The sequence below is a fragment of the Streptomyces sp. NPDC059875 genome, assembly GCF_042731085.1.
GTDB lineage: Bacteria > Actinomycetota > Actinomycetes > Streptomycetales > Streptomycetaceae > Streptomyces.
Window position 1 is genome coordinate 116,560 of sequence record NZ_JBHWJZ010000020.1, and the last position, 21,590, is coordinate 138,149.

Annotated in this window: 17 protein-coding genes and 1 pseudogene; 8 read left to right on the plus strand and 10 right to left on the minus strand. The window is 70.5% G+C overall.

Annotation, left to right across the window (positions count from 1 at the left end; translation table 11 throughout):
- The first annotated feature begins 62 nt into the window (after positions 1 to 62).
- The gene (locus ACFV9D_RS24030) at positions 63 to 1,346 is read left to right on the plus strand and encodes a DUF2254 domain-containing protein (protein WP_385149778.1); all 1,284 of its coding nucleotides are present in this window, start codon (positions 63 to 65) and stop codon (positions 1,344 to 1,346) included.
- Between the two features lie 148 nt (positions 1,347 to 1,494).
- On the opposite strand, the gene ACFV9D_RS24035 is transcribed toward ACFV9D_RS24030, so the two are convergent.
- Together ACFV9D_RS24035 and ACFV9D_RS24040 are read right to left on the minus strand one after the other, a co-directional pair.
- Positions 1,495 to 1,815: a hypothetical protein gene (locus ACFV9D_RS24035; protein WP_385149903.1), complete on the minus strand. Its 321-nt coding sequence runs from the start codon at positions 1,813 to 1,815 to the stop codon at positions 1,495 to 1,497.
- Positions 1,816 to 2,025: 210 nt separating this feature from the next.
- Positions 2,026 to 2,445, minus strand: coding sequence for a CBS domain-containing protein (locus ACFV9D_RS24040; protein WP_385149781.1), 420 nt, complete (start codon positions 2,443 to 2,445; stop codon positions 2,026 to 2,028).
- A 292-nt stretch (positions 2,446 to 2,737) separates the two neighbouring features.
- Here ACFV9D_RS24040 and ACFV9D_RS24045 point away from each other — a divergent pair, with 292 nt between their 5' ends.
- The gene (locus tag ACFV9D_RS24045) at positions 2,738 to 3,013 is read left to right on the plus strand and encodes an isoamylase early set domain-containing protein (protein ID WP_385149784.1); all 276 of its coding nucleotides are present in this window, start codon (positions 2,738 to 2,740) and stop codon (positions 3,011 to 3,013) included.
- Between the two features lie 9 nt (positions 3,014 to 3,022).
- Here ACFV9D_RS24045 and ACFV9D_RS24050 read toward each other — a convergent pair whose 3' ends face one another.
- Positions 3,023 to 3,595: a hypothetical protein gene (locus ACFV9D_RS24050; protein WP_385149786.1), complete on the minus strand. Its 573-nt coding sequence runs from the start codon at positions 3,593 to 3,595 to the stop codon at positions 3,023 to 3,025.
- 121 nt (positions 3,596 to 3,716) lie between these two features.
- Here ACFV9D_RS24050 and ACFV9D_RS24055 point away from each other — a divergent pair, with 121 nt between their 5' ends.
- A complete protein-coding gene (locus ACFV9D_RS24055) occupies positions 3,717 to 3,914 on the plus strand; it encodes a CsbD family protein (protein ID WP_385149789.1) in 198 nt (65 codons plus the stop codon).
- Between the two features lie 91 nt (positions 3,915 to 4,005).
- Here the strand turns inward: ACFV9D_RS24055 and ACFV9D_RS24060 are convergent, their stop codons facing one another.
- The 3 genes from ACFV9D_RS24060 to ACFV9D_RS24070 form a co-directional block, all read right to left on the minus strand.
- On the minus strand, positions 4,006 to 4,674 hold the full coding sequence (locus tag ACFV9D_RS24060) for an HAD family hydrolase (RefSeq protein ID WP_385149792.1): 669 nt from the start codon (positions 4,672 to 4,674) through the stop codon (positions 4,006 to 4,008).
- Between the two features lie 489 nt (positions 4,675 to 5,163).
- On the minus strand, positions 5,164 to 5,487 hold the full coding sequence (locus tag ACFV9D_RS24065) for a plasmid stabilization protein (RefSeq protein ID WP_385149795.1): 324 nt from the start codon (positions 5,485 to 5,487) through the stop codon (positions 5,164 to 5,166).
- A 245-nt stretch (positions 5,488 to 5,732) separates the two neighbouring features.
- Positions 5,733 to 7,025: an AI-2E family transporter gene (locus ACFV9D_RS24070; protein WP_385149798.1), complete on the minus strand. Its 1,293-nt coding sequence runs from the start codon at positions 7,023 to 7,025 to the stop codon at positions 5,733 to 5,735.
- 386 nt (positions 7,026 to 7,411) lie between these two features.
- Between ACFV9D_RS24070 and ACFV9D_RS24075 the strand changes: the two genes are divergently transcribed.
- From ACFV9D_RS24075 to ACFV9D_RS24085, 3 genes are all read left to right on the plus strand, one after another.
- The gene (locus tag ACFV9D_RS24075) at positions 7,412 to 8,605 is read left to right on the plus strand and encodes a PP2C family protein-serine/threonine phosphatase (RefSeq protein ID WP_385149801.1); all 1,194 of its coding nucleotides are present in this window, start codon (positions 7,412 to 7,414) and stop codon (positions 8,603 to 8,605) included.
- A 218-nt stretch (positions 8,606 to 8,823) separates the two neighbouring features.
- Entirely contained in the window at positions 8,824 to 9,321 is a 498-nt protein-coding gene (locus ACFV9D_RS24080; protein WP_385149906.1) for an AzlC family ABC transporter permease, read from the plus strand.
- Between the two features lie 64 nt (positions 9,322 to 9,385).
- Positions 9,386 to 11,260 (plus strand): cellulase family glycosylhydrolase, encoded by a 1,875-nt coding sequence (locus ACFV9D_RS24085; RefSeq protein ID WP_385149804.1) that lies wholly within the window; start codon positions 9,386 to 9,388, stop codon positions 11,258 to 11,260.
- Positions 11,261 to 11,337: 77 nt separating this feature from the next.
- On the opposite strand, the gene ACFV9D_RS24090 is transcribed toward ACFV9D_RS24085, so the two are convergent.
- Positions 11,338 to 12,504, minus strand: a complete 1,167-nt coding sequence (locus ACFV9D_RS24090; RefSeq protein WP_385149807.1) for an aldose epimerase family protein — start codon at positions 12,502 to 12,504, stop codon at positions 11,338 to 11,340.
- A 220-nt stretch (positions 12,505 to 12,724) separates the two neighbouring features.
- On the opposite strand from ACFV9D_RS24090, the gene ACFV9D_RS24095 reads away from it, so the two are divergent.
- The gene (locus tag ACFV9D_RS24095; RefSeq protein WP_385149810.1) at positions 12,725 to 15,310 is read left to right on the plus strand and encodes an alpha-L-arabinofuranosidase C-terminal domain-containing protein; all 2,586 of its coding nucleotides are present in this window, start codon (positions 12,725 to 12,727) and stop codon (positions 15,308 to 15,310) included.
- Between the two features lie 40 nt (positions 15,311 to 15,350).
- The gene (locus ACFV9D_RS24100; RefSeq protein WP_385149813.1) at positions 15,351 to 16,421 is read left to right on the plus strand and encodes a family 43 glycosylhydrolase; all 1,071 of its coding nucleotides are present in this window, start codon (positions 15,351 to 15,353) and stop codon (positions 16,419 to 16,421) included.
- 77 nt (positions 16,422 to 16,498) lie between these two features.
- Here ACFV9D_RS24100 and ACFV9D_RS24105 read toward each other — a convergent pair whose 3' ends face one another.
- The 3 genes and pseudogenes from ACFV9D_RS24105 to ACFV9D_RS24115 all read right to left on the minus strand — a co-directional run bounded on the left by ACFV9D_RS24105 (position 16,499) and on the right by ACFV9D_RS24115 (position 21,578).
- Positions 16,499 to 17,674 carry a glycosyltransferase gene (locus ACFV9D_RS24105; RefSeq protein ID WP_385149816.1) on the minus strand — a complete coding sequence of 392 codons (1,176 nt, stop codon included), beginning with the start codon at positions 17,672 to 17,674 and terminating at the stop codon, positions 16,499 to 16,501.
- Between the two features lie 190 nt (positions 17,675 to 17,864).
- The gene (locus ACFV9D_RS24110; RefSeq protein ID WP_385149818.1) at positions 17,865 to 18,458 is read right to left on the minus strand and encodes a sarcosine oxidase subunit gamma; all 594 of its coding nucleotides are present in this window, start codon (positions 18,456 to 18,458) and stop codon (positions 17,865 to 17,867) included.
- Positions 18,448 to 21,578, minus strand: a pseudogene (locus ACFV9D_RS24115) (sarcosine oxidase subunit alpha family protein). Before ACFV9D_RS24115 ends, ACFV9D_RS24110 begins: the two are co-directional and overlap by 11 nt.
- Positions 21,579 to 21,590: the final 12 nt, after the last annotated feature.

Sequence of the window (21,590 nt, forward strand, 5' to 3'; positions counted from 1 at the left end):
GGGAGCCCGCCGTCTCGTGTGCCTCATGAGCATCGGAGTCCTCCGGGTGAAGGAGGCGTGACGTGGGTGTCCTGACGTCCTGGGCGGCCAGATTCAGGTTGCGGCAATACGTCAAGGCAAGCCTGTGGATCGTGCCGATGTTCGGACTCGTGCTCGGCGCCCTGCTCGCTGAGCTCGCCCTTGCCGCCGATGGCGCGGACTGGCCGAGCGGCTGGCACTACTCCGCGACGACGGCGAGCGGCGTGCTCACCGCCATCGTGGGGGCGATGGTGGCGCTGCTCGGATTCGTGGTCACCATCGGCGTACTGGTGGTGCAGCAGGCCACGGGAACCCTCTCCCCGCGCTACATGCGCCTGTGGTACCGCGACCGGCTGCAGAAAGCGGTACTGGCAACCTTCACCGGGACGTTCTCGTTCGCCTTCTCCTTGCTGCGCAGCATCGAATCCGACTCCGTCCCCGACCTCGGGGTCACCCTGGCCGGGGCGGCGGTGGGCGTCAGTCTCGTGCTCCTGCTCATCTACCTCAACAGGTTCACCCACAGTCTCCGGCCGGTGGCCATCGCCGAATTGGTCGCACGCTTGGGAGAGTCCGTCTTCACGAGCGGGGCCGCGGCGATCCGGAAGGCCGCGCCGCGCGGAAACGCATCCGGGCCGTCCGGCGGTCCGGTGATGCGCATTCGTACCGGCCGAGGTGGAGCCATCCAGGCGTTCGACGTTCCCGGGCTGGTCGCGGAGGCAGCGCGCCACGACTGCGTCTTCGTCGTGACCCGGCTGATCGGCGACTTCGTCCCGCCAGGCACCGTGCTGGTCGAGGTCCACGGGGGCACGTCGAAACCGGACCCGGACCGGGTGACCGGTCGCATCGCCCTCGGGGCCGAGCGCACCATCGAACAGGACCCCGCCTTCGCCCTGAGGGTCCTCGTCGACATCGCCATCAGGGCCCTCTCCCCAGCGGTGAACGACCCCACGACCGCCGTGCAGGTCATCAATTACATCGAGTGGTTCCTGCACACGGTCGGCCACGAGCGCCTCGTCGGCCGCTACGTTCTGGCCGATCGCGACGGGCATGCCCGACTCGTGCTGCCGGGGCGGGACTGGGAGAACTACCTTGAGCTCGCCGTCTGCGAGATCCGCGACTACGGAGATTCTTCCGTGCAGATCTGTCGACGGCTCCGCGCCATGCTCGACGACCTGCTCGAGGCCCTGCCGCCGCAACAGCACGCCTCGGTGCGCGCGCAGCTGGGCCTGCTGCAGGAGTCGATCGAGCGTGAGTTCACCGACCCGGCCCGCCGGGCCATCGCGCAGCAGGCCGACCACCAGGGCATCGGCGGACGGCACTCCTCGTAGCCCCGCTCCTTCACGAAGCCGGGCTCAGCGACGATGAGAACACCGTCTTCCGTCCTAGGTGTTCGACGGGAGAGGTGCGGAGGTGCGCAGGCTCTGCGTCGGGCCGGGCCAGGCGTGGCCGGCCTCGGGCGCGATGCGACGCCGTGCCCTACGCGGGGCAGGGTCCGTCGAGGAAGCGAAGCAGCACGGCGGCCTCCGCGCGGAGCTGCGCGGCTCGGTCCGCGTGCGCGGGCGCAGTCAACTGCGCGGCAACCTCGAGTCGCTCGGCGGCCTCGGCGCGCACGACATCCACCACGTCGGGCTCGCTCAGCTCACGCCGTACGGCTTCGGTCGCGCCGACACCCACCGGCGCGTGCTCAAGGGCCACGCCGCGGAGCTCTGCTTCGCCCACGGGCACCGCCTCAGCGTTGTCCAACGCGGCAAGCGTCGAACGCAGGGCGCTCACCGCGGCCTTGTCGCGGGCGCGCATCGCTTCGGGCAGTGCTTGACGCATACGAAGACGTAGAGACATGCAGGTGACCCTATGTCCGTGCCCGGGGACCCACAACGCGATATGGGCGCAGCGCCGAAGGACGGCGGCCGGCGTCGGACTCGCGAGCCCCAGGAACCCCGGGATCCCGCGTGCGCCATCCGCGGGAACGGCCTCGGCCCGGGAGCCTGGACGGACGCTGCGCTCGGCTCAGGACTCGGTGGATACGGTTTCGACGAATTCTCCGACCTGGGGGTCGGAAAGGGTCCGGGCGACATCGGCCTGGGAGATGATGCCGACGAGGACGTGGCCGTCGATGACGGGTACGCGCCGGATCTTGTTCTCGCTCATGACGCGCAGCACCTGCTCGGCGGTGTCGTCCACGCCCACCGTGATGATCGAGTCCTGGGCGACATCGCCGGCGGTGCAGGCGGCGGGGTCCTTGCCCTTGGCGATGACCTTCACGACGATGTCACGATCGGTGAGCATGCCGTGAAGCCGTTCGTCCGGGCCACAGATCGGCAGGGCTCCGACATCGAGGTCCGCCATCTTCCGCGCAGCGTCGACGATGGTCTCGCTTGCGCGGACGCAGCTCGCGTCCGCGGTCATGAGGTCGCGTGCAGTGGTCATGGGGTATCGCCTGAACTCGTGTCGTGGTCCGTGGTCCGTGGTTCGTGGTCCGTGGTCCTCAGGGCGCCTGCCCCGCCGAATCACCGCCAACCGTGCCGCGAGGCAGCATCGCCGTCCGAAGGCCGCGGTCGAGGGTGGACCGACCGGCCAGGGTCGCCCCCATGGGCGTAGCGCGTGAGGTCGAGGACGTCCAGCCGTGTGACTGGTCGGACGTGTCGGCACGACCGTCCACGGGGCGCGCGCAGGATGGGGTCACGCTTCCCCCTTCCGGCGTCGACTGGAGACATTCCTCGTGCTCGAACGCAAGCAGCGCAAGAACAGAACCGAGATCACCTTCGTGCTTCCCGCCGACACCCCACCCGGGCCGGTGAGCGTCGTGGGTGACTTCAACGGCTGGGATCCGCATGCTCACCCTCTCCGTGACCGGCAGGACGAGACGCGGGCGGTCACGGTTGCGCTGCCCCGGAAGACCAGCCACTCCTTCCGCTACCTGGCAGCCGGTGATTACTGGTTCAACGAGGACTCCGCCGACGGCTTCGACGGCCCCAACAGCCGATTGAACACCTGAGCGCCCGGTTCAGCTCCCCTGCTGGGAACCACCTTCCTGTGCGCATGGACAGGAAGGTGGGAGGGAAGTCGCGCCCCGCGATTCAGTCTCCCCTCGCCTCGGCGAGGCGCCGGCGTGCGGCGTGCGGCGTCGAGCGAACGACCGCGCGGCGCGGCGTGCCAGGGGTCCTGCTTGAGGAGCCGGCCGGCGGTGGACAGGTTCCAGCGCCGCGAGGTCAGGTCGGGATCCTGGACGTCGTCCCAGGCCAGCGGCGCCGCGACCGGTGCACCGGGGGCGGGCCCGGACGGCGTAGGGGGTGACGGATGTCTGGGCGTACGCGTTGCGCTGGATGTCGAGGTAGAGGCGGCCATCACGGGCTTCCTTGGCTTCCTTACGGACAGCGGTGGTGAGCTCGTCCGGCCGGCGGGCGGCCGGCAGCTCGGCGACGTCGCGGGCGAAGGCCCGTACGTCGTCGAACGGGGCGCGCCCATCGAGGGGGACGAGGTCCGCCTTGGTGATGCCGTCGTCCGGGAACAACTCCTTGTCCGGGCAGGTCAGTTCCACGGTCCGGCGGCCGACCCGGATGCTGGTGGTCGCGGTCATCGCACTCTCCTGACCTCCCCCGCTCGTCGCGTGCCTCGTCCACGTCTTCCCGCGGCTACCCGCAGGAAGACGTGGACACGTTTACGGGCCTCGGAACGGGCTAGCCGCGCCACAGCGAACGATGACGCACGAGAGGAGCGCAACCGTGTCGGGTGAGCAGAAGATGCAGGCCAAGAAGGAACAGGCCAAGGGCAAGGCCAAGGAAGCGGCCGGCCGGGCCGTCGGGAACGAGCGCCTCACGGCGAAAGGCCGCGCGGAGCAGGTCAAGGGAGACACTCGCGAGGCCAAGGAGAAGATCAAGGACGCGATGAAGGACTAGCACCGCTTCAGTGCGGGGCGGGTTCGGACGCGGGCAACCGGTTCCGAACCCGCCCCCGGTCCGCCACACGCCGTCACCCGCCCTCGGTCTGTCACTGTGGGCCCGCCGAGAACGGGCTGTGGCCGAGACGAGCCAACAGGTCCGCCGGATCGCTGTACACGGCGGCAGCGCCCGCCTCCTCCAGGTCCGCGCGCGGGATCCCGCCGCAGAGCAGCCCCACGCAGGTCACGTCCGCGCGGGTGGCGGCTTTCATGTCCCACACCGTGTCGCCGACGAACACCGCTCGATCGGCCGGAACGTGTACGAGCCCCAGGGCGTGCCGGACGGGTTCTGCTGCCGGCTTCCCGGTGTCGACGTCGTCCGAGGTGGCGGTGTCGGTGATGGCGTCGTCCGCGTCGATGGCCCTACGCAGGGACGTGAGTTCCCGGTCCTTGGCCGAGGTGACCAGTACGACCTTCCAGCCCGCGCCCGCCAGCTCGCGCAGGAGAGCGGCGGCTCCGGGCAGGGCGGCCAGCCGGTCGAAGTAGGTCGCGTACAGGGTGTCGTGCGCCGCGCTCAACCGCTCGTCGCCGCCGTGGTCGCGGTCCTCGCCGAGCAGGTGGTCGAGGAGGTCTTCGCCGGGCAGGCCGACGGCCCGGTGGATCGCATGCGTCGAGACGTGGTGCCCGGCCTGCCGTAGCGCCTCCCACCAGGCCGTCACGTGCAGGTGGTTGGTGTCGGCCAGGGTGCCGTCCACATCGAAGAGCGCCGCGCGGTCCATGGTGGTGGCCTCACAGTTCCGGGGATCCCACCCGCGGGTTCCTGCGTCCGATGCGCATCATGTGGGGCGCCTTGCCACCTATCGGCTCTTGAAACCTGGGCCGAGGGGGCGCCGTCACTTCGCCCGCATAGTCCGACAGGCCATGGGAAGGCGCAGAGCGTGGGCACCAGCCGAGCGCGTCATGCGCACGCACCGGGGGCCCACCGCGAGGTGATGATCCGTATGGAATCGACGAACGCACCAGAGCCCGAGGGCCCCGGCCGCACTCCCGAAACGCCGAGCCCCGTCCCGCGCGAGCCGCAACCCCGCAAGAAGTCCGGCACACCGCCAGAGGTGGCCCATCCGGATCCCGAGCCGTCTCCGACGGAGCAGCCGGCGGTCAAGGAACCCCCTGACTGAGGTCAGCACTCGAGGCCGGCAAGCCTTGGACGCTATCGCTACGGAGCGGGCCGGTCTCGAACGCCTCGGTCCGGCCGACCCAGCCGAGCTTCAGTGCCCGAGGGCGCGCTTGAGTTCCGCCTTGTCCATCTTCGAGCGGCCCTCGATGTTGCGCTGCTTCGCCTCGTTGTAGAGCTGCTCCTTCGTGGGGCCCTGCGAGCCGCTGTGGGAACGCTGCCCGCCGCGCTGGGCGGACGACTTGTCCTGGGTCGAGGAACGGCTCGCCGTCTTCGACTCGCCGGAGCGGGCGCGCTCCTTGTTCACGGTGCGCGCCGCGATTTCCTTGGCCCGCTTGGTGCTTTCGCCACGCTGCTCGGCGCTCTCCTTGATGTGTTCGTACTGGCGTTCACGCTTGGCGCTGGATCCACTAGGCATGGTGACTCCTTGGCCGGTGTGCGTTCTTGATGGCGAATCCGCTGCGGGGCCGTGACGGGACCCGGCTTCTGGCGGCGTCCCTCGTGCGGCAGCCCGTCCAGGGTGTGCATCGCGCCTACCCGGGCAGGACTGACGCATTCGCCGGCTCGCCGTGCGGCTTGACTCCGGCACGCGGATCCAGCGAGGACGGGGGTCACCTCTCCCGCCCGCCGTGCGTGCTCGCGCGCCACTGGTTGGTCCAGTGGTCAGCGGTCCGTGCCGTCCTCGCCCTTCGCCTGCTGCTCCCCCGCCGAGGCGACGCCCTGCTGCGCGGTGTCCCTCGCGCGAGCGGCGGCATCGGCGCGGAGGGACCCGACGACGGTGTTGCCCACGGCGACGAGCGGCACCGCGACGACGGCCCCGCCGATTCCCGCGACGGTGCCGCCCGTGGCGACGGCCAGGACGACGGCCAACGGGTGGACCCGGACGGCCCGGCCAAGGATGAACGGCTGGAGCACGTGTCCTTCGATCTGCTGCACCACGAGGACGACCATGAGCGCCATCAGCGCGGTGAAGACCCCTTCGGTGACGAGCGCGACGACGACCGCGAGGGCTCCCGAGACGACGGCACCGACGAGGGGCACGAAGGACGACAGGAAGATCACCACGCCGATGGGGACGGCGAGCGGCACGCCGAGGAAGTAGATGCCCACCCCGATGAAGACCGCGTCGATCATGGTGCCGCGCACGTACGCGGTGAGTGTCCGCCAGGCGCGCGGGCCCGCGCCCGCGACGCCGGGGCGGGCTCCCGCGGGGACCAGCCTGAGCGTCCACAGCCAGATGCGCTTGCCGTCGTACAGCAGGAAGAGAGTGGCGAACATGGCAAGCAGCAGGCCGGTGATCACCTCCACCAGCACGGTCACGCCTTGGAGGCCGGTGGAGGTGAGCTCACTCGTACTCGTGCCGATGGTGTCGCTCAGGGTGTCGGCGATGTCGTTGATCTGCTCTTCGGTGACGTGGAGCGGGCTGTCGATCAGCCATTGCTTGAGTTCGTCGATGCCCTCCTGAACGCGTTCGGAGAGGTTGCCGAGGTTGTCGAGCACCTGCCAGACGACGAACCATCCGACCAGCCCGAGGAGCACGAACCCACAGGTCGCCGTCAGCGCCGTCGCCAGGCCCCGGGAGAGTCCGCTCCGGTGGAGCCGGGCCACTGTCGGCTGGAGCAGCGCGGTGACCAGGAGCGCGACGACGAAGGCGAGCACGACGAGCCGTACCGCCCCGATGACCCGCATCAGCACCCAGAGGGTGGCGGCGAGCACGAGGAACCGCCAACCGGCTTCCGCTGCGACCCTCACCGACCAGGGCACTGCCGCCGCGGGCCCGCGCGTTCCGGTGCCGTCACCGCGTCGCGTTTCAGGAGGAAGAGAGTTCTCCCACGCTCCGTCGTCCTCCGTCTCCCCTTGGGCTTGGAGCCGCGCTCGACGCTCGCGGAGCGCCCGCGCACTCTCCTTCACACGCCCGAGCCGGCCGCGCAGGTTGGGCCATCGAGGTCGGTCCACCGAGGAGCCCCTCCCAGTCGTTCGTACGAGGACTCCCTCCAGGCTGGCGTGGGCTCGGCCCACCGGCACCCCGGGCGCCCGGCAGTGGGGGCCTCCAGACCTCGGTCCGCGTGATGCTGCAGCGGTCGGGCCGGATGACCGGGAGAGAAGTCGGCGACGTCGCTCGGGCGCAAGAGGACCGCCTCGCGCGTCATCTTCTGAACGCTTGACGGGAGGAACGGTCGTTACTCCGCGTAGTCAGTCGGTGAGAGAAGTCGCCCGCTGACGCTTACGATCGTCGTGAGGAACATGAAACTCATCGCTCCGGGTGCGTACGCCCCGCAGGACGACGAGGGACGACACGACCGAGGCCTACGGTGAAAGCTGACGAGCCGGCGGGAAGTGGGGTGGGGCCTGTTCTGGCGTGGGTGCTGGAGCGGTCGCACGACGCGTCCGCCGGTGAGGTGCCCGTCCTGATCGACGAGGCCGCCCGGCGTCTGGGGGCGACGCGGGCCCGTCTGTACCTGGCCGACGTACAGCAGGCGCGGCTGGTGGCGCTCCCCGGACGCGACACCTCCGGCCCGCGACCGAAGCCCGCGGCGTCAGCGGATGACGACGAGAGACTCGCCATCGACGGCTCGATGGCCGGCCTGGCCTACCGCACCCAGCGTGTCCAGTCGGCCCATGACGGCACCACAGCCTGGCTGCCGATGATCGACGGGATCGAACGCATCGGGGTCATGGAAGCGGGACCCGGTCTGGATCCCGGCTGGCTGGACTCCTGCAAGGCCCTGGCGAGCCTGGCCACGCTGCTGGTCATCTCCAAGACCACGCACAACGACCTCCTCGTCGAAAGAGGTCGCAGCCGCCCCATGACGCTCCAGGCCGAACTGCTGTGGGCGTTCCTGCCGCCCAGGTCGATCGGAACCAGCCAGGCCACGTCGACGGCCGTGCTGGAGCCGGCCTACGACATCGGCGGTGACGCCTTCGACCACGGCTTCACCAACGGCAGCCTGCACCTGGCACTTCTGGACGCCATGGGCCACGACCTCGCCGCAGGCGGGGCGAGCGCGGTCGGCCTGGCCGCCTGCCGGTCCACCCGCCGCGCCGGCGGCACCCTGCCGGACATCGCCACCACCATCGACCGCACCCTCGGCCAATGGATCCCGAACCGCCTGATGACCGGGATCATCGCCAACCTCGACACCGTGCAAGGCGAGCTCACCTGGGTCAACTGCGGCCACCCCGCGCCCCTGCTGATCCGCGACGGTCACGTGCTGACCGCCGCTCTGGAAAGACCCGTACAACTCCCCCTCGGCTTCGGATTCCACAGCCAGACGTCCCCGGTGCAGCACCGAACGCGGCTGGAGCCCGGAGACCGTGTACTTCTCTACAGCGACGGTGTCACCGAAGCACGCTCCACCGACAACGAACTGTTCGGCGAAACCCGCCTCACCGATACGGTCATCCGCTCCATGGCAGCCGGCGACCCCGCACCCGAAGCCCTTCGCCGCCTGATCCAGAACCTCATGACCCACCAGGACCATCGCCTCAACGACGACGCCACCATCCTGCTCACGGAATGGCACCCCACCCACTGAGACCGCGCCACCACAGGCACGCCCGGCGCAGCGATGACCTCCTCGTAGGAGGTGACGGTCGCCTCGAACTCCTCGAAACTCTTGCGGTCCTGGGCGTAGATCTCGACGTCGATGAGGACCTCCAGTCCGCGTCCGAGTGCCGTGGCGTCGACGACGGCCCGGTATCCGGTGATCACGCCGACCTCCTCCAGGCGCTTGACGCGGCGGAGGAACGGCGGCTGGGTGAGTCCGGCCCCGCCGCCCGGGCCGCGTTCCGGGACTCCGCCTCCGTCGGCCTGGGGTTCGTTCCGCTCGGCCTCGCCTTCGGGGCGCTCGCCGTTCAGTCCGGTCTGGACTGGTGGTGGGCGGGCCTCTCCGCCGCGGTCGTCTTCGGCGGCTCGTTCGAGTTCCTGCTGATCGGCCTGGTCGTCGCGGTGGCCCCGCCGGCGTCGATCGCGCTCGCGGCCTTCATGGTCAACGTCCGGCACGCCTTCTACGCGCTGTCGTTCCCTCTGCACCGGGTGACGGGCCGTCTCGGCGAGGCGTACAGCACCTTGGCACTCGTCGACCTGACCCTCCACCTCCACCGCCGACCCGAAGGGCGCTGGACCGGTCTCGACACCACCGTCGTGTTCGGCCCCACCGGCCACGGCGTCACCAGCACCGTCCTCCACGACGTCGCCGGACCCGTCGGCCACGCCCAGCAGATCCTCACCATCCGCCCGCAGCCGGCCTAGGCCTGTTCAACCGTGGACCCACTGTTTATTGACGACTCGTCAGATCTGCCTGACAGTGAACGTCATGGCGATCCACGGGATACGTGTGCCGTACCGTTCCGGACGACGGGCTTGGGGCGTGGTGCTCCTCGCTCTCGTCTCCTGGGCGCTCTCCGCCGGTGCCCCGGCGGGTGCCGCCGGGGCCGATTCGTACGACGGGCGAGCCACCGAACTGTCCGTCATCGGCACGCACTTCGTGGACGGCCACGGTCGCGAAGTGGTCCTGCGCGGCTTCAACGTGTCCGGCGAGACCAAGCTCGCCGAGAACGGCGGACTGCCGTTCGCCAGTGTCGAGGACGCGCGGAAGTCGGCCCGGGCGGCGCGCGAGCTGGGCGGGGCCAACTCGGTGCGGTTCCTGCTGTCGTGGGCGGCGGCCGAGCCCGTGCGCGGGCACGTGGACGAGGCGTATCTGGCGCAGGCGACCGCGCAGATACGAGAGTTCCTGGCCGTCGGGCTGCGCGTGTACCCCGACTTCCATCAGGACCTCTTCTCGCGCCATGTCTTCGACAAGGGCAGCTGGTACTCGGGCGACGGCGCACCGCGCTGGGTCGTCCAAGCGGGCGGCTACCCCCGGGAGTTCTGCGGCATCTGCGTCCACTGGGGTCAGAACATCACCCAGAACCAGACGGTCAAGGACGCCATGCGCGATTTCTGGACGGACCGGAACGGCATCCAGGGCGCCTTTCTCGACACCGCGCAGAAGACCATGACGTACCTGGCCCGGCACCTGGACCAAGCCGAGTTCGCCGGGATCGTCGGCTTCGACCCCTACAACGAGCCCTACGCGGGGCAGTACGCGAGCGGACAGGACGGCGCGAGCTGGGAGCAGGGTCTGCTCTGGCCGTTCTACGAGAAGTTCAGGGCCCGCATGGACGCGGCGGGCTGGCAGAGCAAGCCCGCGCTCGTCGAGCCGAACATGTTCTGGAACTCCAACCTCTCCTTCATGAAGCAGCCCGGCGGCCTCGACGGGGTCGGCGCCCTGGGGCCGCGCTATGTGTTCAACACACACTTCTACGACCAGGCGCGGATGTCCGGCTTCTTCAACCTGACGAAGGCGAAGGACGGTGAGTACGCCCGGGACTTCAACGCCGTGCGCGAGCGGTCCACCGCCCTCCACACCGCGGCCGTTGTCAGCGAGTTCGGTCACCCGCTCACCGGTACCTCGTCCGACAAGGCGCTGTCCGTCCTCAAGGCCCAGTACCAGGCGCTCGACAGTGGACTCGGCGGCCGCACCTGGTGGGAGAACCCGGCCGGCGCCGGGCCCGTGCTCTCCTCCACGCAGTGGCAGTGGGACATCTACAGCGGCCGCCATCACGAGGCGATGAACGACAACCCGCAGAAGATCCGTACCGAGGGCGACGCCTGGAACGACGAGGACCTCTCCGCCGTACGTCTCGACGACACGGGCGTCCCCCGGCTCCGCCAGGACGCACGACTCGTCGACCGCCTGTATCCGAGCGCGGTCGCCGGTCGTACGCTCGCGTTCCTCTACGAAGACCGTTCACGGGACGCGGGAAAGACGCTGACGTGGAGTCAGGTGCCGTCGGCCATGCCGGGGCTGGCGCGGCTGGTCGGCTCGGACCTTCCGTACGGTGTGCTGGTCTGGCGTGGCAGCGGTGCGAGCGCGCCGACCGAGCTGCATCTGCCGGCGGGCTTCGATCCCGCCACCACCACCGTCGTCTCGGACCTCGGCACGGTGACCGGCCCCGGTGGCGCCGGACCGATCACGGTCGCTCCCGAGCCCGGCGGCACGAACGCCCGGCGGATCCTCCTCGCAGGCGCCCCCGAGGGAGTGCACTTCGCGCTGGTGAGCGCCGCCCCGGCGACGGCCGAGCAGCGCGCGGCCGTCGCCGGGGAACTCGGGCAGTGGGTGGCAGGGGCCGGTTTCGCAGCCGAGTGAGGTCACTGCGCCCGCGCCGCGGCCGGGGTCGACGACCGGCTTGAAGGCTTCCGTGCCACGGCTCAGGATCCGGCGCGTCAGCGGGCGGCGAAGGAGTGCACCGTCGTCGAGCGGTAGGTCTGCCCCGGGCGCAGCACCGTCGACGGGAACGACGGCTGGTTGGGCGAGTCGGGGAAGTGCTGGGTCTCCAGGCAGAAGCCGTCGCCCTGGCGGTAGACCTTCCCTGACGTGCCCGCCAGCGTGCCGTCCAGGAAGTTGCCGCTGTAGAACTGTACGCCCGGCTCGGTCGTCGCGATGTGCATCACGCGGCCGGAGACGGGCTCCGCCACGGTGATCACGCGCTGCGGGGCTTCGGTGAGGCCTTTGTCGAGCGCGAAGTTGTGGTCGTAGCCGCGGCCGAAGAGGAGCTGCGGGTGCCCCTCGCGGATGTCCCGGCCGATCGGCTTGGCGCTGCGGAAGTCGAAGGGGGTGTGCGCGACCCCGGCGAGTTCGCCGGTGGGGATGAGGGTGGAGTCGACAGGGGTGCAGCGGGACGCGGCGATCCTCAGGGTGTGGTCGAGGACGCTGCCTTCGCCCTCTCCCGCCAGGTTGAAGTACGTGTGGTTGGTGAGGTTCACGACCGTGGTCCTGTCCGTCGTGGCCTCGTACTGGACGCGGAAGTCGCCGCGCGGCGTGAGGACGTAGTCGACCCGGACCCGCAGCGTGCCGGGGTAACCCATCTCGCCGTCCGCGCTGACACGGCGCAGCGTGAGGCCGGTGTCCCGTCCTTGCGCGTACGGCTCGACGTCCCACACCTGCTTGTCGAAGCCCTTGTCCCCGCCGTGCAGGCTGTTCGGGCCGTCGTTGACGGGGAGTCGGTACGTGTTCCCGTCGAGGGTGAACGCACCGCCCGCGATGCGGTTTCCGTAGCGGCCGATGATCGCGCCGAAGTACGGGCTGCTCGATACGTAGTCCTCGAGGCGGTCGAAGCCCAGCGACACATTGGCGTACCGCCCGTGCCGGTCGGGGATTTCGAGGGACTGGACGATGCCGCCGTACGACAGCACGCGCAGCCGGGTGCCGCCTGCGGCGACCGTCCAACGGTGGATGCGCGTCCCGTCGGCCAGGGTCCCGAAGAGCTCCCTCACCGGCCGGCCGCCTGCCTGTTCCGCGCTGCCCGCGGCGAACACCGGGCCCGCCCCCGTGGCGGCGGCCGCCACTCCGGCGGCGCCCGCCGCCATCACCGTACGCCTGCTGATTGTCATGTCCGCGACTCCTCGAGGTGGCACGTTCGAAATTTCGACATGCGTTCGAAATCGTGGCGTGACCGTAATGACGCTTCGGGGAGCGTGTCAACGGTCCGTACACCGCCCATCTCTCCCGGATTTCATGGGTGTTGACGTGACGTCACCGAGACCGACATTCTTCGGCGAGCGAAATACCAGACGTTGTCCGATATTTCGAACCACTTGAGGGAGACGCACCATGGCACTCGGCAGACCGCGCAGCCGGTCGAGGCTCGCCCCCACCCTGAGCGTCCTGCTCGCCGCGACGCTGCTCCCGCTCCCCGCCACGGCGTCCAGCGCGCCGGCAGCGGACGCGGCCGCGGTCGACTACTCGCTCACCGTCGACCCGGCCGCCACCGGCCCGGCCATCGACGACACGATGTACGGCGTCTTCTTCGAGGACATCAACCATGCGGCCGACGGCGGCCTGTACGCCGAGCTGGTGCAGAACCGGTCCTTCGAGTACGCCGCCGCGGACCACCGCTCGTACACCCCGATGACCGCGTGGACCCCGACCGCGAGCGGCGGTGCGACGGGCACCGCCGATGTCGTGGACGACGACGGCCGCCTGGCGGAGCACAACCGACGCCACTTACGGCTGAGCCTCGACGGCCAGGGAGGTACGAGAGCCGGGTTCGGTGTGGCCAACTCCGGGCACGCCGCCGGCATCACGGTGCGCGCGGGCGAGAAGTACGACTTCTCCGTATGGGCGCGCACCGACCGCTCCTCCGGCACAGCCCTGACGGTCGGCCTGCGGGACGCCTCCGGAGAGACGGCTGTCGCCGACCCCCTGCGCATCGCGGTGCGCGGAGACCGCTGGACCAAGTACACCGGCACGCTCACCGCTCGCACCTCGAGCGCGACCGGCCGGCTCACCGTGACCGCGGGCGGCTCCGGCACGGTCCGGCTCGACATGGTCTCGCTCTTCCCCCGGGAGACGTTCCGCGGCCGCCCGAACGGGCTGCGCAAGGATCTCGCCGAGAAGGTCGCCGCCCTGAAGCCGGGCTTCCTGCGGTTCCCCGGCGGCTGTCTGGTCAACACCGGAAGCCACGAGGCGTACGAGGCGCCGGGCTGGGAGCGGCGCCGGTCCTACCAGTGGAAGGACACCATCGGACCGGTCGAGCAGCGGGCGACCAACGCCAACTTCTGGGGTTACAACCAGTCCTACGGCCTGGGGTACTTCGAGTACTTCCAGTTCGCCGAGGACATCGGCGCCATGCCCCTGCCGGTCGTGCCCGCACTCGTCACCGGGTGCGGGCAGAATCGGGCGACCGACGACCCCGAGCTGCTGCGGCGGCACATCCAGGACACCCTCGATCTGATCGAGTTCGCCAACGGCCCGGTGACCTCCCCCTGGGGCGCGAAGCGGGCCGAGATGGGGCACCCGAAGCCGTTCGGCCTGACCCACCTCGCGGTCGGCAACGAGGAGAACCTCCCCGACGAGTACTTCGAGCGCTTCACCGCGTTCCGCACGGCGATCGAGGCCGAGTACCCCCGGATCACGGTGGTCGGCAATTCGGGCCCCGACGACGCCGGCCCGACCTTCGACCGCCTCTGGGAGCGGAACCGGGCGGCCGGTGTGGAGCTCGTCGACGAGCACTACTACAACAGCCCGCAGTGGTTCCTGGAGAACAACGAGCGCTACGACTCCTACGACCGCCAGGGCCCGAAGGTGTTCCTCGGCGAGTACGCGTCCCTCGACAACCGCTTCTCCAACGCGCTGGCCGAGGCGGCCTACATGACGGGACTCGAGCGGAACGCCGATGTCGTCGAGCTGGCGTCCTACGCCCCGTTGCTCGCACGCACGGATTCCGTCCAGTGGCGCCCCGACATGATCTGGTTCGACAACCAGAGGTCGTGGGGGTCGACCAGCTACGAGACGCAGAAGCTGTTCATGACCAACGTCGGGGACCACGTCGTCCCCAGCGAGGCGTCCCGCACGCCCGCCGCCGTCACCCCCATCGGCGGTGCCGTCGGACTGTCGACGTGGGCCACCGGCGCCGCGTACGACGACGTCACGGTCACCGCGCCGGACGGCCGTGCCCTGTTCGGCGACGACTTCTCGGGCGGCGACGACCAGTGGTCGCGTGCCGCGGGCCGCGGTGCATGGGCCGTGGAGGACGGCGCGTACGTGCAGTCCGACACCACGGCCGAGAACACGCTGGTCACCGCCGGGGACCCGCGGTGGCAGGACTACGACCTACGGGTGCGGGCCACCAAGCGGTCCGGGCGCGAGGGCTTCCTGATCGCCTTCGGCGTGAAGGACACCGGGAACCACTACTGGTGGAACCTCGGAGGCTGGGGCAACACCCGCTCGGCCGTGGAGAAGACCGTCGGCGGCGCCAAGCAGACGATGGTCGAGGACACCACGACGATCGAGAGCGGGCGCGCGTACGACGTGCGGATCGAGGTCCGCGGACGGCACGTCACGCTGTTCCTGGACGGCAAGCAGTGGGGCAGCTTCACCGACGACAAGGCGGCCGAGCCGTTCCGTCAGGTGGTCACCCGCGACCGGGCCACCGGTGAGCTGATCGTCAAGGTCGTCAACGCGCAGGACGCCGCCGCCCGTACGCGGATCGACCTCGGCCGGGAGACCGACGTCGCGCCGGTCGCCCGCCTGACCACACTGCAGGGCGACCCCACAGCGGAGAACACGTCCTCGTCGCAGCCGATCAGGCCGAGGCGGTCGACGATCGACGGTGTCGACACCACCTTCACGTACACCTTCCCGCCCCACTCGATCACCTTCATGCGGATCAAGGCGACAGGTCCGCCTCGGCCGTGAGTCCCAGTGAGTCCCAGTGAGTCCCAGTGAGGAGAACACCGTGAACCACACCGATCTCAGCCGCCGAGGGGTGCTTGCGGGGGCGCTGGCCCTGGGCACGACGGCGGGCCTGCCCGCCATGGCCCGGGCCGCCGAAGGCCCGGCCGCGGCGGCCGCCCGGTACGCCAACCCGCTGGTGGCGCGGCGCGCCGACCCGCACATCCACCGGCACACCGACGGCCACTACTACTTCACCGCCACCGTGCCGGAGTACGACCGCATCGTCCTGCGTCGTTCCCGGACCCTGCGGGGTCTGTCCCGGGCCGACGAGGCCGTGCTGTGGCGCAAGCACGCCACCGGCGAGATGGGCGCCCACATCTGGGCTCCGGAGCTCCACCGCATCGACGGCCGCTGGTACCTCTACTTCGCGGCCGGCCGGGCCGACGACATCTGGAAGATCCGGATGTACGTCCTGGAGAACGCCCACCCGGACCCGTTCCAGGGGACGTGGACGGAGAAGGGGCAGCTGACGACGGACTGGGACACCTTCGCGCTGGACGCCTCCACCTTCACGCACCGCGGCGTCCGCTACCTGACGTGGGCGCAGCACGAGCCGGGGATCGACAACAACACCAACGTCTACATCGCCCCGATGGCGAACCCCTGGACGATCAGCGGCCGGCCGGTCCGGCTGTCCTCCCCGACGTACGACTGGGAGACCCGCGGCTTCAAGGTCAATGAGGGCCCCTCCGTGATCGCCCGCAACGGCCGTGTCTTCATGACGTACTCGGCGAGCGCCACCGACAGCAACTACTGCATGGGCCTGTTGACCGCCGGCGCCGGCAGCGACCTGCTGGATCCGGCGTCCTGGACGAAGTCCCCGGCCCCGGTCTTCACCAGCAGCGACACCACACACCAGTACGGCCCCGGCCACAACTCGTTCACCGTCGCCGAGGACGGCCGCACCGACGTCCTCGTCTACCACGCCCGCTCGTACAAGGAGATCACCGGCGACCCGCTGAACGACCCGAACCGGCACACCCGCGTCCAAATCCTCAAGTGGAACGCCGACGGCACCCCGGACTTCGGCACTCCGGTCGCGGACGCGGCGACCGGGCGCATCGCGGGCTGAGAGAGCGACCGTACGGAGCGCCGCACCCCCCGGCGCTCCGTACGGGGCTCACGGGGGGGGCAGCGCCTGGCCGATCGTCAGATGCGGTCGAGTCGGTCCAGAGCGGAGGCGACCGGTGCGACGCCGTCTTCGCTCCTGATCCCCTCGGCCAGCGCCTGGGCACGCCGGCGGTAGATCGGCTCCCTGGTCACCTCTCCGAGTGCGGCGGTCAAGGCCTCCGATGTGAGGCCGCGGAGCGGGACCGGTCGAGGAGCCACGCCGACCGCGGCCAAGCGGGAGGCCCAGAACGCCGCGTCGAACTGAACCGGCACGGGCACGGCGGGAACCCCGGCCCGCAGGGCCGCGGCGGTGGTGCCGGCGCCCGCGTGATGGACGATCGCCGCCATCCTCGGGAAGAGCAGGGAGTGGGGTACCTCGTCGATGGTGATGACGTCGTCGCCGTCGGCGTGCAGTCCACCCCAGCCACGTTGGATCACGCCCCGAAGTCCGGCCGCGCGCAGGGCACGCACCACGGTGCCACTCAGACGCTCGGGTTCGGGCACGGTGGCGCTGCCGAGGCCGACGTAGACCGGTGGCGGGCCGGAGTCCAGAAAGTCCCGCAGGCGTGCCGGCAGCTCGGCCTGCGGCGGGTCGTTCGGCCACCAGTAGCCCGTGACGTCCAGTCCAGGACGCCAGTCGCGCGGTCGGGGCACGACCAGCCGGCTGAATCCGTGGAAGACCGGCCATCCCCGTTCTCGTGTCCTGCGGGCGGTGTACGTGCGGGCAGGGGGCAGGCCGAGTCGGGTCCGGAGAGCACGGGCGGCGTCGGCGAAGATGTGGTCGACCGCGGCGTTGACGGCATGCCCGGCGAGCCGGTTCCCGGTCGCTCCCCACGAACGTGTTCCGGTCACCGCAGGCGGGAACTCCCTTGTCGGGGCGAGCGGTTGGAGGAACACGCCCATGCTGGGCAGACCCAGACCCTGAGCGATGGTGTGACCCAACGGTCCCAACGAGCTGGACACCAGCACGACATCACTGACCTGCGCGGCCTGCAGCAGATCACCGGCCATCCGGCCCACCACCGCCCTCGCCATGGCGACGAGATGAGCGAGTTTCCCCACGCCGGTGACGCTGCGCTGCATGACCTGGCCCCGCGCGGAGGCCAACTCCGCGCGGGGATCGACGGGTAGTGGGTGAAATCCCAGGCCGGCGGAGGCCACGAGTGATGCGAAGCACGCGTGGCTGACCAGCGTCACCTCATGCCCTGCCTTCATGAGCCCGTGCCCGAGCCCGGTGTACGGCGCTACGTCTCCTCGCGACCGGCTGTCATCACCGCTACCCTCATGGCCGCAGTATCCCGCCCGTCGGCGACCGACCAGGCGTGGCACACCGGATGTCGAGCCGACCGGATCCGTCACTCCCCCAGGCCGCTGCCGCCCTTGGACATGTCGAGGACGCCGGGGCTCATCCGGTGCCTCCCCGGTACTCCGTGCAGGCGTCGACGAGCCAGGTGGCCAGATAGGACGCGAACGAGGAGCGGACCAGCAGCCACACGTCGGCGGCCGCTTCTCCCCGTACCACGAGGGTGACCGGGGCCTGTGCCAGCAGCGTCGTCAGGCACGAGCCGACGGGTGTCACCCGCGGATCCAGGTCGATGGCACAGCCCTGGGCCAGCACCGTGCGGACGAGGTGCCCGGACAGCGCCAGAGTGGTGCGCTGCGCCGAGACGTCGGTGACGGTGGCGAACTCGTCGCCGATGGCCGACCGGAGCCGCGCGACGAGCTCGTGCTGCCGGCCTTCGGGGGCCACCAGCAGCCATTCGTCCGGGCCCATCCACAGCACCTCGACGTCGCCGGACATCTCGGCGCGCAGCGGGCCCGGCAGCGTGATCCCCAAGGAGGCCTCGACGGCCTGGGCCGCCGTGCTGCCGGGCCGCAGGCGCAGGGTGAGCTGGGTGAGGAAGGGCAGTTCCCTCGCGTGCAGTCCGGTGGGCAGCTGCGCCAGGGTGTCCTGCCAGGCGGCGAGCGGGCTGAAGCGTGTGGGCGTCTCAACCGTCACGGCGAGTTCCCTCCTTGTCGAAGAGCACGGGGTCGGTCACGGTCACGGGGACGGTCCGGCCGTCCAGCGGGACGTAGAGGGTCTCGCCGATGCGCGCGGTTCCCGAGCGCACCAGGGCGAGGGCGAACGTCCGCCGCAGGGTGTCGCTGCGGTAGCTGGAGGTGACATGACCCAGCATCGGCACCGGTGGCGCCGGAATGCTGCTGGTGGCGATGATCTGGGCGCCTTCGGGCAGGAGGACCCGCTCGTCGGCCGGCAGCAGGCCCACCAGTTGCTTGCGGTCGCCGCGCCGGTTCTCCTCGCGGGAGAAGGACCGCTTGCCGATGAAGTCCGGCTTCTTCTTGGACACGACCCACGACATGCCCAGGTCCTGCGGGGTGACGGTGCCGTCGGTGTCCTGCCCGATGATCGGGTACGCCTTCTCGGCGCGCAGCACGTGCATCGTCTCGGTGCCGTACGGGGTGATACCGAACGCGCTGCCTGCCTCGTACAGGGCCTTCCACACGCTGATGCCGTCCCAGGCGGGCACGTTGATCTCGTAGGCGAGTTCACCGGAGAAGCTGATGCGGCACACCCGCGCCGGGATGCCGGCGACGGTGGCGTCCTGCCAGGACATGAAGGGGAAGGCCTCGTTGTCGACGTCCATGCCGGGGGCCACGAGGGCCAGCACGTCGCGGGAGCGCGGGCCGACCAGGGGGATGGTCGCCCAGTGTTCGGTGACGGAGGTCAGATGCACGCGCAGGTCGGGCCACTCGGTCTGCAGCCATTCCTCCATCCATGCGAGGACCCTGGCCGCGTTGCCGGTGGTGGTGGTCAGCAGGAACTCCTGCTCGGCCACCCGGATCACGGTGCCGTCGTCCATGACCATGCCGTCGACGCCGCACATGACGCCGTAGCGGATCCGGCCCACCTTGAGCGTGCTCATCATGTTCGTGTAGAGCCGGTCGAGGAGCACACCGGCATCCGGACCCTGCACATTGATCTTGCCGAGCGTGGAGCCGTCCATCATCGCGACGCCCGTGCGGGCCGCCCGGCACTCGCGCAGCACCGCCTCGTCCATGGCCTCGCCGGCCCGCGGGTAGTACCAGGGACGCTTCCACTGGCCGACGTCCTCGAACAGGGCGCCGTGCTCGATGTGCCAGGGGTGCAGCGCGGTCACCCGGACCGGATCGAACAGCTCCCCGCGGTTGCGCCCGGCGAGGGCGGCGAAGGACACCGGCACGGCGGGCGGACGGAAACGGGTGGTGCCGAGCTCGGCGACGTCCACCCCGAGCGCCTCGGCGACGATGCCCGAGGTCATCACGCCCGAGGTGCGGCCCTGGTCGTGGGCGGTGCCGATCGTGGTGTAGCGCTTGACGTGTTCCACCGACCGCAGGCCTGCTCCGGTGGCCCGCAGGACGTCGGAGACGCGGGCGTCGCGTTGCAGGTCGACGAACTGGTGCGAGCCGTCCGGGCCGTCCTGGGGGCTCGGAACCCGCCACAGCACCCGGCCGGGTGCCGCGTCCGGGAGCGGGTCGGTGGCCGGCAGGGCGATCGTCCCACCGGTCCTGCCGACGGCCGACAGGGCCCGCCGGGCGGCGTCCGCGCCGTCGGCCAGACAGCCGGCGAGGGTGAAGGTGCCGCTCGCCGCTCCCGCGGTACGGATACGGTCCGGCGCCTGCGCCTGCGCGGGCACGAAGGCGCCGATCCCGGCGTCGTAACTCAGGCTGCCGCGGGCCTGGCTGAAGAGAGCCACGGCCGGGTTCCAGCCACCGGAGACGAGCAGCAGATCGCACTCGATCCCCTGCCGGTCGCCGAGGCGTCCCTGGCCGAAGGCCGCGACGTGGGCGCGGGAGACGCGTTCGATGCCGCTGGTTCCGGTGACGACGTGGCCCGGGCGTACGTCGATGCCTCGCTCGTCGCACGGGCCGCGCCAGTGCGCCGGCACCTCCTCGCGGGCGTCGATCACCGCGGCGATCCGCAGACCCGCGTCGGCCAGTTCGAGCGCTGCCGGATAGGCGCTGTCGTTCGTGGTGAACACGACGGCGCGCTGGCCGGCCAGGACGCCGAAGCGGTTGAGGTAGGTGCGCGCCGAGCCGGCCAGCATGACCCCGGGGCGGTCGTTGTCGTCGAAGGCGACCGGCCGTTCGTACGCGCCGGTGGCGAAGACGACCTGCTGGGCACGGATGCGCCAGATCCGCTGCCGCGAGACGTGGGCGGGCGCCGCGGCGCCGAGGTGATCCGTGCGCTTCTCCAGGGCCAGGACGAGTCCGTCGTCGTAGCACCCGAACGCGGTGGTGCGCTGCAGTACCCGTACGTCGGCGCAGGCGTCGATCTCCGCGAGGACATCGCCGACCCATGCGGTCGCGGGTGCCCCGTCGAGCCGTTCCTGGGTGCCGAGCAGCGAACCGCCGGGCCGGGGAAGCTCGTCGACGAGAACGACACGGGCGCCGGCCCGGGCGGCCGCCAGTGTGGCGGCGAGGCCGGCCGGGCCGGCGCCGACGACCAGGATGTCGCAGTGGGCGTGCATGGTGTCGTAACGGGCGGGGTCCGGCCGGCTGCTCAGCCGGCCCAGGCCGGACAGCCCCCGTGCGACGAGGCCCTCGTAGAGCTCCACGGTGGTGGCCGTGAGCGTGGGCTCGGGGAAGGGCGCTTCGATCTGCACGAGCGCGTTGGGCTCTTCGGCTCCGGCGGCCAGAACACCGCGCGGCCGTCGGTACGTGATGCTGTCGGCCACGTGGTGCACCCCGTTGGCCAGCAGGGCCGAGGCGAGGGTGTCGCCGGGATGCCCGGTGCAGGCGGTGCCGTTGAAGGTGAAGGAGAGGGTGGTGTCGCGGTCGATGTGACCGTGGCCGAGGACACGGAACGGGTTGTTCATCAGCCGGCCTCCTGGCCCTTGACCGTGAGGAACTCGTGGGTGACGGTGTCGCGCAGGGCGTTGAACCAGCGCCGGCAGCCGGCCGAGTGCACCCACCGCTCGGCGAACGGACCCTTGGGGTTGTCGCGGAAGAAGACGTACTGGGCCCACTGCTCGTCATCGAGCGCGTACGGGTCCTCGGGGTAGGCGACGTGCGCCTGTCCGCCGTAGTGGAACTCGACCTCCTCGCGCTCACCGCACCAGGGGCAGGCTATGAGCTGCATGTCGATCTCCTT

Excerpts from the sequence above, each read along its gene's own strand:
- ACFV9D_RS24035 (WP_385149903.1), bottom strand. The coding sequence starts at position 1,815 with ATGCGCGCCCGCGACAAGGCCGCGGTGAGCGCCCTGCGTTCGACGCTT.
- ACFV9D_RS24040 (WP_385149781.1), bottom strand. The coding sequence starts at position 2,445 with ATGACCACTGCACGCGACCTCATGACCGCGGACGCGAGCTGCGTCCGC.
- ACFV9D_RS24050 (WP_385149786.1), bottom strand. The coding sequence starts at position 3,595 with ATGACCGCGACCACCAGCATCCGGGTCGGCCGCCGGACCGTGGAACTG.
- ACFV9D_RS24055 (WP_385149789.1), top strand. The coding sequence starts at position 3,717 with ATGACGCACGAGAGGAGCGCAACCGTGTCGGGTGAGCAGAAGATGCAG.
- ACFV9D_RS24060 (WP_385149792.1), bottom strand. The coding sequence starts at position 4,674 with ATGGACCGCGCGGCGCTCTTCGATGTGGACGGCACCCTGGCCGACACC.
- ACFV9D_RS24065 (WP_385149795.1), bottom strand. The coding sequence starts at position 5,487 with ATGCCTAGTGGATCCAGCGCCAAGCGTGAACGCCAGTACGAACACATC.
- ACFV9D_RS24085 (WP_385149804.1), top strand. The coding sequence starts at position 9,386 with ATGGCGATCCACGGGATACGTGTGCCGTACCGTTCCGGACGACGGGCT.
- ACFV9D_RS24090 (WP_385149807.1), bottom strand. The coding sequence starts at position 12,504 with ATGACAATCAGCAGGCGTACGGTGATGGCGGCGGGCGCCGCCGGAGTG.
- ACFV9D_RS24095 (WP_385149810.1), top strand. The coding sequence starts at position 12,725 with ATGGCACTCGGCAGACCGCGCAGCCGGTCGAGGCTCGCCCCCACCCTG.
- ACFV9D_RS24105 (WP_385149816.1), bottom strand. The coding sequence starts at position 17,674 with ATGAAGGCAGGGCATGAGGTGACGCTGGTCAGCCACGCGTGCTTCGCA.